General features: G+C 58.3%; 13 protein-coding genes. 5 read left to right on the top strand and 8 right to left on the bottom strand.

The genetic code is table 11. The annotated features are described in order from the left end of the window. On the bottom strand, nucleotides 1-252 hold a 252-nt coding region (locus VN887_12185), incomplete at its 3' end, for a tetratricopeptide repeat protein (protein ID HXT40762.1). 69 nt (nucleotides 253-321) lie between these two features. Here VN887_12185 and VN887_12180 point away from each other — a divergent pair. Both VN887_12180 and dacB read left to right on the top strand, forming a co-directional pair. Further along, the gene (locus tag VN887_12180) at nucleotides 322-1,551 is read left to right on the top strand and encodes a hypothetical protein (protein ID HXT40761.1); all 1,230 of its coding nucleotides are present in this window, start codon (nucleotides 322-324) and stop codon (nucleotides 1,549-1,551) included. Nucleotides 1,552-1,569: 18 nt separating this feature from the next. After that, the gene (gene dacB / locus VN887_12175) at nucleotides 1,570-3,132 is read left to right on the top strand and encodes a D-alanyl-D-alanine carboxypeptidase/D-alanyl-D-alanine-endopeptidase (protein HXT40760.1); all 1,563 of its coding nucleotides are present in this window, start codon (nucleotides 1,570-1,572) and stop codon (nucleotides 3,130-3,132) included. A gap of 83 nt (nucleotides 3,133-3,215) precedes the next feature. Here the strand turns inward: dacB and VN887_12170 are convergent, their stop codons facing one another. From VN887_12170 to VN887_12160, 3 genes are all read right to left on the bottom strand, one after another. Then, the gene (locus tag VN887_12170) at nucleotides 3,216-4,073 is read right to left on the bottom strand and encodes a PIG-L family deacetylase (protein ID HXT40759.1); all 858 of its coding nucleotides are present in this window, start codon (nucleotides 4,071-4,073) and stop codon (nucleotides 3,216-3,218) included. Between the two features lie 86 nt (nucleotides 4,074-4,159). Beyond that, nucleotides 4,160-4,795: a hypothetical protein gene (locus tag VN887_12165; protein ID HXT40758.1), complete on the bottom strand. Its 636-nt coding sequence runs from the start codon at nucleotides 4,793-4,795 to the stop codon at nucleotides 4,160-4,162. Next, nucleotides 4,792-6,222 (bottom strand): ROK family protein, encoded by a 1,431-nt coding sequence (locus VN887_12160; protein ID HXT40757.1) that lies wholly within the window; start codon nucleotides 6,220-6,222, stop codon nucleotides 4,792-4,794. The genes VN887_12165 and VN887_12160 overlap by 4 nt, the downstream gene beginning before the upstream one ends. Before the next feature lie 106 nt (nucleotides 6,223-6,328). Between VN887_12160 and VN887_12155 the strand changes: the two genes are divergently transcribed. The 3 genes from VN887_12155 to VN887_12145 all read left to right on the top strand — a co-directional run bounded on the left by VN887_12155 (nucleotide 6,329) and on the right by VN887_12145 (nucleotide 8,524). Then, nucleotides 6,329-7,813: a putative sulfate exporter family transporter gene (locus tag VN887_12155; GenBank protein ID HXT40756.1), complete on the top strand. Its 1,485-nt coding sequence runs from the start codon at nucleotides 6,329-6,331 to the stop codon at nucleotides 7,811-7,813. A gap of 17 nt (nucleotides 7,814-7,830) precedes the next feature. Then, nucleotides 7,831-7,989: a hypothetical protein gene (locus VN887_12150; protein HXT40755.1), complete on the top strand. Its 159-nt coding sequence runs from the start codon at nucleotides 7,831-7,833 to the stop codon at nucleotides 7,987-7,989. A 61-nt stretch (nucleotides 7,990-8,050) separates the two neighbouring features. Beyond that, complete coding sequence (locus tag VN887_12145; GenBank protein ID HXT40754.1) at nucleotides 8,051-8,524, top strand: hypothetical protein; 474 nt, start codon at nucleotides 8,051-8,053, stop codon at nucleotides 8,522-8,524. Nucleotides 8,525-8,598: 74 nt separating this feature from the next. Here the strand turns inward: VN887_12145 and VN887_12140 are convergent, their stop codons facing one another. From VN887_12140 to VN887_12125, 4 genes are all read right to left on the bottom strand, one after another. After that, the gene (locus VN887_12140; protein ID HXT40753.1) at nucleotides 8,599-10,983 is read right to left on the bottom strand and encodes an exo-beta-N-acetylmuramidase NamZ domain-containing protein; all 2,385 of its coding nucleotides are present in this window, start codon (nucleotides 10,981-10,983) and stop codon (nucleotides 8,599-8,601) included. 56 nt (nucleotides 10,984-11,039) lie between these two features. Next, complete coding sequence (locus VN887_12135) at nucleotides 11,040-11,306, bottom strand: hypothetical protein (GenBank protein HXT40752.1); 267 nt, start codon at nucleotides 11,304-11,306, stop codon at nucleotides 11,040-11,042. Nucleotides 11,307-11,366: 60 nt separating this feature from the next. Continuing rightward, complete coding sequence (locus tag VN887_12130) at nucleotides 11,367-13,022, bottom strand: exonuclease domain-containing protein (protein ID HXT40751.1); 1,656 nt, start codon at nucleotides 13,020-13,022, stop codon at nucleotides 11,367-11,369. Further along, a partial coding sequence (locus VN887_12125) for a response regulator (protein ID HXT40750.1) occupies nucleotides 13,019-13,948 on the bottom strand: 930 nt, incomplete at its 5' end. The genes VN887_12125 and VN887_12130, both read right to left, overlap by 4 nt.

The following is a 13,948-nucleotide window of genomic DNA, read 5'->3' as shown; positions in this document are numbered from 1 at the left end:
GTACGACTGGTGAATCCAACCCGAAACGTTTGCGGGATCGAGTCGGACCAGTTTTTGCGCCGCTGCCAGAGCGGACAGCCAGTCCTTTCCCGCGGCACAAATCTGCCATTCCAGTTCGAGCGTGGCGGGGTGGTTCCGGTTTGTTGCCGAGACGCGCGTCAGTTCGGCTCTGGCTTCGGCGGCATTCCCCAATTCCAACCAGCCGGACGCGGCGTTCAGGTGATGACTGTCCGGTGGTGTCAGCTTGCGCATAATTGGAGGCGATAGCTTAAATGAACCAATCAGACTTGAACAAGAACTGGAAGAAGCTAGTTATATCGCATGAGAACGAATCGGACTCATTGGATTCCTGTTCTTTTGCTCGTCCAACTCGTTTTTTCGGTTACTTCTTGCAAACCCAAAGACAAACACGTCAGTCAAAACACACCATCTCTCGACCAACTCATGGAGGCGGCTGGCCGCGGGAACGCAACAGCCCAGTGCAATCTTGGAGTTCGTTATCACGAAGGAGACGGCGTGAGGAAGGACTACGCGGAAGCAGTCAAATGGTTTGGCAGAGCGGCCAATCAAGACAACGCAATGGCGCAATTCAACCTTGGTCTATGTCTCGCAAAAGGAGAGGGTGTAACGAAGGACGAAGTGGAAGCAGTTAAATGGCTCCGCAAGGCGGCCGATAGTAGGCACATACAGGCGCAATTCTGGATGGGCTTGTGCTACGCAGGCGGCAAAGGCGTTCCGAAGGACGATGAGGAAGCCTTAAGATGGTTTCGCAGGGCAGCAGACCAGGACTACCCCAATGCGAAGTACAACCTCGGAATTCTTTATCAGCGCGGCAATGGTGTTCCGAAGGACAATGTCGAGGCAGTAAATTGGTTTAGGAGCGCTGCCGTTCAGGGGTTCGCTCAAGCGCAATTCAACTTTGGTCTATGTCTTGAGATGGGTGAAGGGATAGCGCGGAATGAAGTGGAAGCTGCGAAATGGATTCGCAAGGCGGCCGATCAGGGATTCGCTCCTGCACAATTTAAGTTAGGGCTTTGTTGCACAAAAGGACAAGGAGTAGCGAAGGACCCGGTGGAAGAGGCAAAATGGTTTGGCAAAGCTGCCAATCAAGGAAATGTCATGGCGCAATTCAACTTTGGTTTGTGTCTCGCGAAAGGCCGGGGGATAGCGAAGAATGAAGAGGCGGCGGCGATATGGTTTCACAAAGCCGCAGGTCAAGGGTTCACCCCGGCACAAGCCACGCTTGGCGTGATGTATTACGAAGGGCGCGGGGTTTCGCGAAATGTGGACGAAGCAGCGAAGTGGTTTCGGTTGGCAGCCGATAAAGGCGACACTCAAGCACAATCGTTCCTCGGGGTTATGTATTCGGACGGAGTCGCCGTATCAAAGGATTTAGTTGAGGGTTACAAATGGCTCTTCTTAGCGGCGAGGCATGGCGATACAAATGCAACGGCGAAGCTCGGTTTACAGGCGAAGCAAATGTCTAAGGAAGAAGTTCGTGAAGCGGAACAACGGGCTGCCAGTTTTCGTGAAAGTGACGCGTTTAGATAAAGCTAAACAACCGGTGCCATGTGCCTGATTCGATCCATCTTGAACAGTTTGCTCTGCCGTGCGAGCGGACTGGCCCTCGCCGCTTCGACAATTGCCGCTCAACCTGGTGCGACCGTAGCAAACCATCCGCCTGCCGCCACGCTATCGGAACTGCGCGCAAAAATCACCGGGCACCTTTTACAGCCACGCTTCGTATCGGCCGCCTGGGGAGCGAAGATCGTTTCGCTCGATTCCGGCACGACACTCTTTGAAACCAACTCCTACAAGCTGCTCAAGCCCGCCTCAAACGCCAAGCTGTTCACCGCTGCGCTCGCGCTCGACCGGCTGGGCCCGGATTATCGCATCAAGACGTCTCTTTACGCCTCCGGCAAACCGGACGCGGAGGGTGCGGTAAGAGGCGACCTTGTCATTTACGGCCGCGGCGACCCGTCGTTTGCCGCCCGGTTCAACGACGGCGACTATGGCAAAACGCTGGAGCCCCTGGTCAACGCGCTTCTGGCAACGGGCGTCAAACGGATCGAAGGCGACCTCGTTGGCGACGAAAGTTTTTTTCGTGGGCCGCCCCTGGGTTCGAGCTGGACCTGGGACGATCTGCAGAATTACTACGGCGCGGAAGTCTCGGCGCTCACGCAGGAAGACAACGTCGTTGATCTGGTCTTCAAACCCGGTGCAAAAACCGGCGAACCCTGTCTCATCACGACAAAGCCACAGACGAGTTTCCTCATCTTCGTCAATCGTGTCAGGACCGTGGAGAAAGGCGGCAGGCGCGAAATCAATTTGTACCGGCCCATCGGTGAAAACACGGTTTACGTCTCCGGCCAGCTGCCGCTGGGGACGAACCATGCCGACGCCGTCAGCGTCCACAATCCGGCGCTCTGGTTTGTCACGCGGCTCAGGGAGCAAATCGAAAAACGCGGAATCGTCGTTGCAGGAAAGACCCGCTCGGTGAACTGGCTCGAGCGGGAAGGGCAGCCGCTTGATGTGGCGAAATTGATCGAGATCACCTCAGTTGAATCGCGCCCCCTTTCAGAGATTCTCATGAAAATGTTGAAGCCGTCGCAAAACCTCTATGCGCAGTTGTTGCTGCTCCAGGTTGGGGCGCGCAATCAAAAGCCCGGGAACAAAACACAAACGACCGAAGATGCGGGTATCGCGGAACTGAACCGCTTCGCGAAGGAGGCTGGCATCAAACGCGGCGAATTGTTGTTCGATGAGGGCTCCGGTCTGTCGCGCAGCGCGCTGGTCACGCCAGACGCTTTCGTTCGATTGCTCGCCTTCATGAACGGGCATCGCGCCGCGCAGGTTTTTCGCGATGCGCTGCCGGTCGCGGGTGTGGACGGGTCCCTGCGCAATCGCATGAAAGGCACCGCCGCCGCCAGAAACGTCCAAGCGAAAACCGGAACCATTGGTTATGTTCACACCTTGTCCGGCTATGTAACGACGGCCACGGGCGAACACCTCGCCTTTTCACTCATGTTGAATGGCTACGACGACACCGAAGGGAAACACACCGTGAAGGATGACCTTGATCCCATTGCCGTAATGCTCGCGGAGTTCAATGGGCATTCGGACAAGCCGTGAATCTGCGGAAGTGCGGACCGTCCTCAGCCCGCCGCAGATTGAGTTGCAACCCGGCCGGCGTGATGGGACGTCACGCCCTGTAATCATGGAAACAGCGCGTCCGGTTTGTCGCCGCAACTCAAATACTTTCCGCCTTCGTAGTGGTTTTCCAGCCCACCGTCGCTCCACTTTCGCAGCCGATACAGCGTCGCGAAGGTGAAGTCCGGCGCGGCCCCGCCCTGGCCGCCGACCAACTCCGCCCCACGACGCACATTGTCAATCATCCAGGCGGGCAGCGAGAGGTGATATGGATTGCGCTGAACTTCGCCGACGTGAAACGTTAACGCGGTGATGAGATCCGCAACCTGCTGCACGCTCAGTTCGACCATCAGGTTCGGCGCCGGATTCTGTCCCCAGAACTCGGTCTCGACGGTGAAGCAAGTGAAATCCGGCGGCAAACTCTTGAGCGCGTCCATCACCAGAAAATGGGTGCCGACATGGGAGCTGTTCCAATCAAGGTCGTGCGGAAAGAGAATCAAGCGCGGTCGATGCCCCGCGAGAATGTCGGCGATTACTTTGACCGATTGCGCCCAGTGCTCCGGTTCCTGCGCGCGAGTTTTTGGGATCACTTTCTCGAGCCCGTTTGGCGCGGTCTGCAACAGGCCGAAGCCAATGCAGTCGCAGCAATTCTTCAATTCTTTCAACCGTTCCGCCTGACGCTCTTTCTTGCTGCCTTGCGTGACAGCGACGTTGATGACATTCCATTTCGCCTCGCGCAACAGCCGCAACGCCAGCCCGCCGATGATGACCTCGTCATCCGGATGCGGTGAAAAAATCAAAACCTTCGGCGCGTCCGGCGCGATTTGCGGTCGAGGTAATGGCGCGAAGTTGCCGAGCGGATAAGTCCGGCCCTCTTTGGCAAAGCAGGCGTATTCGGAGACGAAGTGGTAATAGGGGTTCATAGATATTTTCCATCTGAAGCGGGATCTTTGCGGAAACTGATCTGGGCATTTAGCGAGGTAGGAGATGAGATTGACACAAGCACCAGTTATTTTACCCCCGCTTTCGCGGCGGCTTCGGGGTCGATTTTTGTAAGGGCATAACGCACAGCGTATCGAGTGCTTACTTCTTCGTCGTTAACGCGTAAGAGCAATGCGGGCACAGCGCCTTTAGCCGCAGGCCCGATGTTTTCCAAAGCCTGGATAACATGATACCGAGCAATGGTATGCTGGTTGTTCAACAAACCAATCAAGGCAGGCACGGCGGGCGCCGCATCCTTGTTGAGGATTTCAAAGCCGAAGACCGCCAAACGTCGATAGTCGGAACCAGACCGAAAGCGGAAATGGATTATCGATTGTCGATTCAATAACACATTCAGTTTGGCTTTCAGATCCGTCGTTGAATCTCCCGCCTGGAGCATTTCGAGCAGGGTTGGTATCGCATTCGTACCGATTTCTTTCACCGCATGCTCGGTTGCCGGGAAATGCGAATTGAATACTCTCGGACTCTCGCCAAGGACGGGAGGGGGGTATACTGAACAATCACTGAGCCACTCTGTTAGTGTGCGTCCTTGGTAACTTGGTTCCTTGGAACGGTGCGGATAAACCATCAGCCATAACGTCAGAGCGCCGACCATCACGACGCAAAACCCGATGCGCCATTTCCTGTAGCACAGATTTTTCACTTTATGTTTGGCAAACTCGCCGCTGCAACCGCCTGCCCGACCCGTTTGCTCTTTTCATCCGGCAAGTGGACCGAAAGCTTTTGTCCCAGTTCGGGAAAGTCGGCGGATAGGACTTCCTTCGCTTTCTCCACGATGAGGTCGCCGCCCGCGCCGGAGGTTACGCGGCCCAACACGAGCAGATGGCGGAAGTCATACATGTCTGCATACTGCGCCAGCGCGTAGCCAAGATACACGCCGATGGTTTCAAAAATCTTTGGCGGACGCGGGTCGCCCTGCTTGTGCAATTCCTGGACGAACTTGAGCTGTTCCGCGGGATGTCCTTTCGGCAACTCGATTCCCGCCGCCGGCGCCAGCCGAACGACCGCCTGTTGCGAGAAGCACTGCACGCCGCAGCCGGTGTCGCCGGACCATTCGTCCGCCGCGGCGCGCGGGTTATAGTCAATCGGCGCGAAGGCCAGCTCATTCAGCCAGCCGGTGATGCGGCCCTGCGCGTCCAGGAAACCCGCCGCCTGGCTCGAGCCCATCGCGACGCCGAGCACGCCGTTCGTCTGGAGCGACATCGCGCCTGCGAGGGCGGTCACGTCGCCGTCGTTGGCCACCTCAAACGGCACATCCCATTCTTTGCGCAGGTTCAGGAACAGCGGTTTGACCTTTTGCGCGAAAAGTTCAGGAGGCACGCCGCGAAACAGCGACGCCACCATGACCTTGTTGTCGATGTAAATGCCCGCCGAACTGCCGCCGATGGCATCCACGCGCGGCAGATGCTTTGCCGCGAGTTTCAAGCCGTCGTTGATTTTTTGATAGTGCCAATCGGGATTCGTCTGCGGTCGCGGGTCCCAAGGAATCTCAGTCGTGAAGACGGCTTCGCCATTTTGCACGGCGGCGAGTTTGTAGTCGCTGGCGCCGAGGTCGAAACCGATGCGGCAGCCGTCCAGATGTCCGCCGAGCGCCATGGACGATTCGCGGGCGGTCGGTGTTTTTGCGTGATCAACCGTCGCGACGACAAACTTTTTCTCGTAAACCTGCTCCATTAACTTCACGTCGAACGCGCGCGCGCCGGCGTGCGAGTAAATCTGCGCGATGTGGTCACCAATCGAACTGGACCCGGCGATCGTGATTTTCCAGCCGCCGATTTGCCAGAGAAGGAATTTAACCAGACGTTCGATATACAGATGAGTCGCCGCGTCGCGACCTGAAATGACGGGCAGGATCTCTGTATTGAAAACGGAGATCTGCCCGTCGTTTCGTTCCAGAGCGATGGCCAGCGGAACCCTGGTTTTCGCGGCTGCGACTGTCTGTTTGTAGCTCCGGTTCCCCAATGAAATCGGGCGGAATCCGGGGTCCAAAGGCGGCATAACCGCTGGCGTGGCGGACAGGATTCCTGTGCTCTCGGTCATCTGAGGGAAACCATAAAAGCAGCGTTCCATGCCGCGCAAATGTTTTATAGGCGGCGCCGGTCCGGGGAGCGCGCAAAAATGGCTTTCAATCGGCGCCGGGTTTTTGTAATTGTCGCGCCGGTTCCCGACCAACGCGATGAGTCTGAGCAGTTCCAGTCCCACGCAAATTGCCGCTGGCAAACCCGTGACGCCCAAAATCAGCGAGGACTGGCTGGCGCTGATGATCGGACTTTCCCTCTTTCTGGTTTCCCTTCTCGGATTCAGTGGCGTTGAGGTCTTTGGCTGGGCCATCAAGACGAACGTCTGGACGCGGGTTCCGGACATCATGACGCCGGTCTCGAAGAATTACCCGCGCGTCGAGGGCATTGCCTCGTTGATTTTCACCTATCTCCTTCTGCTGGGAATCCTCACGGTAGCAGCGAAAATGTGCCTGCGCGTGCGGTTCAGCAAATTCGTGATCGCCTTCAGCCTGGTCTTTTTCATCGGCTACGGATGCTTTGCCCTCGGCCATTTCGCTTACATCGCCGCCACGCCGGTCGAGCTGAAAAAATTCGGCATCCCCTGGTCGTTGAACCTTACGGGCGAGGCCGGATTCATTGTCGCACTGCTGGCAGGGTTGGTGGCGGGCAATTTTCTGCCCCGGCTGGCGGGCGCGATGCAGGATGCGATCCGGCCGGAGCTTTACATCAAGATCGCCATCGTGCTGCTCGGCGCGACGTTGGGCGTGAAAAGCGCCGAAGCCATGGGTCTGGCCAAAACCGTCCTGTTTCGAGGACTGTGCGCCATCGTCGAAGCGTATCTCATCTACTGGGCGCTGGTTTATTTCGTCGCGAGAAAGTATTTCCGGTTCAGCCGTGAATGGGCGGCGCCGCTGGCGTCGGGCATTTCCATTTGTGGTGTGTCCGCCGCGATCGCCACCGGCGCGGCGATTCGCGCGCGGCCCGTCGTGCCCATCATGGTTTCGTCGCTGGTGGTCATCTTTGCCGTGGTCGAGTTGTTGTTCCTGCCGTTCGTCGCCCGGCATTTCCTGCATCAGGAACCGATGGTGGCGGGGGCGTGGATGGGGCTGGCCGTAAAGACCGACGGCGCGGCGGTGGCAAGCGGGACCATCACCGACTCCTTGATTCGCGCCAAAGCAGCCGAGGCGGGTATTCGCTATCAGGAAGGCTGGATGACGATGACCGCGACGACGGTCAAGGTGTTCATCGATATGTTCATCGGCATCTGGTCGTTCATCCTTGCCGTCATCTGGTGCTCGAAAATCGAAAATCGCACCGGCGAAAGGGTGCGCGCGGTTGAAATCTGGGAACGTTTCCCGAAGTTCATCCTGGGTTATGCCGCCACGTTTCTTGTGATGCTGGTGATTTGCCTTGGGTCTCCCGGCGGGACTGCCGCCGCAAAGACCGTGACGGCGGGCACGGATGTTTTTCGAGTATTGTTCTTCGTGCTGACATTCTTCACCATCGGGGTGGTGTCGAACTTCAGGAAGCTATGGGAGGAAGGCATCGGCCGGCTGGCGGCGGTTTATGTCGTCTGTCTGTTCGGATTCATCATCTGGATCGGACTGTTAATCTCCTGGCTTTTCTTCCATGGCGTGAAACCGCCGCTCGCGATCGGCTGAAGATACGGAGGATCCCCATGCCTGACGAACCGAAATTGTCCGAGGAGCTGAAGAAAATGAAGTATGAACCGTTGCTGCCGGTGGAGAAGAAACTGATCGCCGGCAGTCTGCTTCTCGGGTTGGCCCTGCTCGGCCTGCTGATCTGGATGAGCAATACATTCTTTCCCGGCCAATAAACCCCATTCAATCCCGGCGGCTTGACATCGCCTTTCCGCTCGCGAAGTCTTCGCCTTCAAAATGCGATCGAACGGCCTGGCGAAACCTGTCCTTGGCGGCCTGCTGCTGGCGCTGGCGATTTACATCGGCGGGTTCGAGCTCGACCAGCACCTGCGCACCCGGCGGGGACCGTGGCGCGTGACCTTTACGCAGGAAACCAACGGCGCGCCCGCCATCATCGTCAACCAGCCGAAGCTGAACATCGCGAACCTGAAGATCGTGTTCGGTGGTGAAACGGCGGCCAATCCGGACGCCACGGTGTTGTTTGATGTTCCCCAAAAGCCGGTGCCGTTCGGCCGGGTGAAATTCGAGGACCTGACCTATCTGCCGGGGACGGTGACGTTTGATTTGTTCGGGCACGAAATCGAATTGATCCCGCGCACCCTTTACATCAATCGCCGGTCGCGGCCGTGGCGATCGAACGAGACGATCACGCTGACGATCGCGGACAAACCCGCCGAGCTGCCGGATCCAAGTCCGAAGAAGCGGTACTGAACGGGGAACAAACTTTTTCGTTTTTTTGCCGCGGGAGACGATGGGAAGGCAGGCACACACGACCAAGCCTCCGCTCAGCGGTAGATCAAAAACTTCTCGCGCCGCTTCCTGAATTCGTCCAGATCGTTCGCCCAAAGCTGTTTGATCTCCGACAGCGTTTTGCCGGCTTTGATGGCGTCGAGGGTCGGCGGGTCCTGCAGCAGGTGCTGCACTTTTTCCAGCGCGAAATCCTTCGGGTAAAGCCGTTGCAAGGCGAGTGCCAGAGTGATTCCAACGTCCACGGCTTCGAGCGCGTCGCGATCGGTCACCATCAGGTAAACGCCGCCGCACGACTTATCCTTGAACACGCTCGCCGTGGGCTCAAAGCGAACCGGCACGAAGCGGATGCCCGGCAGGTTCGCGCGATTCAACTCCGCAGCGAGCTTCACGTCGTCCACGTACGGCGCGCCGACGACCTCAAACGGCGTATCCGTGCCGCGGCCGACGGAGACCGCCGTCTCCAGCAAACCGACGCCCGGATACAGGATCGCCTCGGTCAGGTTGCGCATGTTCGGCGATGGATTCGTCCACGGCAGACGGGTCTGGTCGAACCAAAGGTCGCGCGTCCAGCCCTCGATCGGAACGACGGTGAGGTCCGCGTCAAAGCCGCGCTCGGCGTTGAACATTTTGGCCAGCTCTCCCATGGTCATGCCGGTGCGCAGCGGAAGGGAGTGAAATGCTGTGAAACTGCTTTCACCCCGATAAACCGGCCCTTCGATGCGCGTGCCGTTGATCGGGTTCACGCGGTCGAGCACTAAAAATTTCAACCTCGCTTGGCCGGCCGCCTCCAGGCAGTTGCCCAGCGTGGCGATGTAGGTGTAGAAGCGGCAGCCAATGTCCTGTATGTCGAACACGAGCGCGTCGAGGTCCTTCAATTGTTCCGGTGACGGCGCCCGTCGCGCGCCGTAAAGGCTGAAAACCGGCAGACCGGTTTTTTCATCCGTGCTGTCGCCGACTTTTTCGTCGAGCGCGCCGCGAATGCCGTGCTCCGGGCTGAACAACGCCCTGAGTCGCACGTCCGGGGCGTTCTTCAACAGGTCGATGGTTGGATTGCGTTCGCGATCTTGGCCGGTGTGGTTGGTGATGAGACCGACCCGTAATCCCTTGAGCGGCGCGAAATGCCGCTTCGCCAGCCCGTCAATCCCGTTGTGAACCTCGACCGTTTTTAACGAAGCTGCCTTTTTTGCCGGAATCGCGTTTTCCTCGGCTGGACGCGGCGTTAGCGAACCCGGCACGTAGGAGAAGTTGAAGCCGATGACAGCCTGCCCCGCGAGACTGGCCAGCTCGCCTTCCAACCCGAGCACGTTGCCCTTGCCGTCTGGATGGACGCGGTTCGACAGAAAAATCCAGAAGGTTTTCGAGAAGGGATCAATCCAGAGCGCGGTGCCGGTGAAGCCGGTGTGGCCGTAGGAACCGGGCGGAAAAATCTTCCCGCGCGGACGGCTGTAGCCTGAATCAATGTCCCAGCCCAGCCCGCGCCGCGCCGGGACGCCCTCCGGCGACTGCACGCTGGTCATCAATCGGACGGTCTCCGGTTTGAAGATGCGGACGCCGTCAAGTTCCCCGAGGTTGAGCAGCATCCGGGCATAGCGCGCCAGATCGGCGGCGGTCGTGAACAGTCCCGCGTGACCCGCCACACCCCCCATGAACCGCGCGGTCGGATCATGCACCGTGCCGCGCAAAACCCGGCCGTTGACTTTTTCCGTCGGCGCGATGCGGGGAAGCTTCGAGGCTGGCGGAAGGAAACCGGTGTCCGCCATTTTGAGCGGTCCGTAGATTTCTCGCGCGACGAATTCGTTCAGGTTCAGTCCGCTGACGCGCCGTACGACTTCGCCGAGCATGAAAAAATTGATGTCGCTGTACCGAAAAACTGCGCCGGGCGCCGAGAGAAGTTTTTCGGCGCAGGCCATTCGGATGGCGGTGTCGTAACCCGACCAGGGCGGCTGTGTGCTGATGTCGGGCCGCAGTCCGGACGTGTGCGTCATGAGCTGCCGGATGGTGACGGCTTCCTTGCCCTCGCCGGTGAATTCCGGGATGTACGCCTGGACGCGCTCGTCGAGGCGGACCTTGCCGCGTTCGATCAACAGCATCACCGCCGGTGTGGTGGCGATCACCTTGGTCAGAGATGCCGCGTCGAAGATCGTGTCCTCGGTCATTGGTTCCCCGGCGGGCACGAGGGCGCGTTTGCCGTAGGCCTTGTGATACGCGGCGTCATTCCGCTCCAGCCACAACACAACGCCGGGGCAATCATGGTCCGCGAGGGCGCGTTCGATGGCGGCGTCCATTTCGGCGAGCTTTTCCGTGTGGAACGCGGAATAAGGCGAACCCGCGGGCGGGAGCGCGGCAGTGAGCGAGGCCGGGGCGCACCAGGCGCAGAAGACAACAAGCAGCGGGAGGAGGACGATGGACATTTTGCGCATCGGACGAGACGGAAGTTTACGGACCGGGCCACCGGCTGCAAGCCGCGTTCGCAATTTCATTGTGCAACCGGAGAAAGGTCAACCCACATGCTGACGTACCAGTCTCCGAAAGGGCGCAGCGGCGTCTCGAACAGCACGTAGTTGGCGGGCACGTAGGTTCCTTCAATGATGGAGCGAACGTGTTTGCTCCCAATTTTGGGCTCGATCCAAACAATCGGTCCGTAGCTCAGCACATAGACCGCGAAACCGCCGACCGCCCAGAGGAGGGACGACCACAACATTTCCCTGCCGCGGGACCCGCCTCCTTCTTCGGTTCGTTTCATGGCGCTGTTGGTTATCAGGCCGCTCAAGCCCGATGTCGCTCAAAGGAGGCGGCGAGCGGGCTATACGATGTGATCGGGCGTCTCTCCAGACAATTCTTCGATCTCCGTTGCGAGTTGTCCGGCCTGCTTTTCCAGGTCGGCGCTTTCCTTTTCGAGCATCTTCTTTCGTTCTGCCGCGAGTTCGTCCAGCACGCCCGGTTTCTTCTCGGTGAACCGGCAAAGCTCGAAGTCGGGACTTTCCCGCAGCCGGTTCAACGTTTCGAGGACCTCGATGATTTCCAGTTGCAGGCTTTCGTAGAGCTTGCGCAATTGCGATAGTTCCGCGCCGTCGCTGAAGTCCAGACTCGTCCAGCCCTGTCGCAAAATGTATCCGTGCGGGTCTTCGGCGATTTCACGGAGCGTCTTGATATCGCCGGTGTCCTTCGCGCGGTTGATGGCGCTGGTCAGTTTGTGATAAGTCTCCAACTTGTCGGGCTGGTCGGCGAAGCGGTCGGGGTGATACAACTTGACCAGCTTCTTCCACAGCCGGGTCAATTCGGCTTCCTCGTCAGGCGTGAGTTGTTTCTTCTTCGCTACGGCTGCCGCTGTTTCCTCGTAATCCTTTTCGGATTGCGCCCTGGCCCGCTCGTAATTCTCTTCCGCTTGTTTCGCCTCCTCCTCGCCGCCACGAATCAACGAGTCCAGATACTTTTTGCGATAGTCAACGATGAGCCGCAGCCGGTCGCGTTTCTGGTAGTGCTCGCGCAAGCGCCGGAACAGGGCGGCTTGCATGGCGTCCACGCGCGCCTTCTCTGTCGTGTAGTCCGTTTCCAGTTCCGCCAGACGCGCCCGCGCGCCGGCGACAAGCTGACGGAGTTCTTCCAATTCGGGATTTGCGTAGATGACCAGCGCGGCGACGGTGCCGGCGCGTGGTGTTTCGGCTCGTTTGCCTTTGCGTTCGACTTCGGAGGCGGAGAATACCGTCGTGTCCGCTTCCTTCGTGACAGTCAGTTGGCGCAGATACCAGCGACCCATCTGAGCGTTGCGGGCATTGCTCGAACTGGCCAGCGAGTCGAGCCAGCGGCGCAATTCCGCGTCTTTCCGGGATTCGTGAACCAACCTGCCCTTGTGTTTTCCAAAGGCGATGCGGGACGGATACCATTCCTCCACTGCATAGTGGGTGAGCTTTTCCCAGGTGTCCAGGCCGCGATGTTCGGCGATTGGATGGAGCACTTGCGCGAATAAATCCGCGACCGTTTGAACATCGCCCAGCGCTGTGTGCGCGCCGCGTTCGGGCAGACGGTAATACTGGCGGAGCGTTTGCAGCTTGCAGTTGCCGGCGGGCACGGGATCAAGAAGACGCTGGGCCAGACGCAGAGCGCAGAGGCCCGGCAAACCAATTGGCGCAACGGCCAGCCGCTTCCATTCCGGCGTCAGCACTTCGTCCAGATCGTATGCGAGGTTGAATGAAACGAGCGGCAGATTGCCCGCGTATTCTGAAAACTCCCGATAGACCTCGCGGGGCGGCTCGCCATCGCGCTCAAGAATTTCGCGAGTATAACCGTGGACGCGCGAGGCTTCGGCCGGAATGTCCGCATTTTGATTCAGCAACTTGCGGAACGGCACGCCGTCCGGTTCCCAACCACGCATCCGTTGGGCCGCCAGTTCAACAACGAAGATCGGTGCGGCGAAGCCCGTCGTTTCGGTGTCGAGGAGAATCCAGGGCTGGCTGTTCATGCTTCGTGCTTTGGAACTGGTCTATCCGGTAGCTCAGTGGGGCCAAAGTATTTTTCCAGTTCCCTTCTGAACTCTGGAATCTTGAAGGGCTTGGAGAAAAACGTAACGTCCAATTTAGGGTCTGTATAGCGCAGTACCTTCTCACTACTTACAGCGCCAGAGATTACAAAGGCGGGACACTTCGGTTCCATTTTCGCGAGCTGCCCTAGCATCTGAAAGCCATCTATCTTGGCGTGCTGCACGTCGGTCGTGAAAAGGTCAGGGGGTTCTCTTTTTAGTTCCTTTAAGGCTTCCTCAGCATCATCGAACAACAGCACGGTCGCATCCTTATAGGATGTCTTGACGAGAATACGAATGATCTCCCGCTGCATTTCCTCGTCGTCATTCACTACAATTCGAGGAGGCCGCGCCCTCGGAGGTTGAGGCGCCGCGTTAGCAGCGTCATGCGCGGAGTCACGTCGGATCGGCAAACAGCTTTCTAAGGTGTCCCAGAACTCCCGCGTCGAGAACCGACCGTACCAAAAGTCGAGTTCATTCTCGCCTTCCAACCTCTCGACAAGCTCCTGCGTCGCTAATCCTTTCATGGTGATAATCGGTTTGCCGTACCGCGCGTTCAAACCGGCCAGCACCTTGAAAGCTTCAGGGGTACGATACTTATACTCCAAGTGAGTGAGTGTGTCCCACTCTATTCCGCAGACAACAGCGACATCGAATGGCTGCTGATTCATCAGGGCAAGCAATTCACTCGCTCGTTTAAACAGGATAATCCGAACGTCGTGCTTCTCGTTCAGTTTCGATTCAAGCCACGTCTTAAACGGCGTTTCTGGTTGTTGTAACAGGACTGTAAAAGGAGGTTTGGCAGGCGGCTCCTTCTTCGCGAGGGCCAGCGCGTCAGTAACTATTCCCGACAGGATGCGCTTCGCGCC

The organism is Candidatus Angelobacter sp. (assembly GCA_035607015.1).
Classification (GTDB): domain Bacteria; phylum Verrucomicrobiota; class Verrucomicrobiia; order Limisphaerales; family AV2; genus AV2.
The sequence above is the reverse complement of the archived record's forward strand: the minus strand, read 5'-3'. Positions and strand labels throughout refer to the sequence as shown.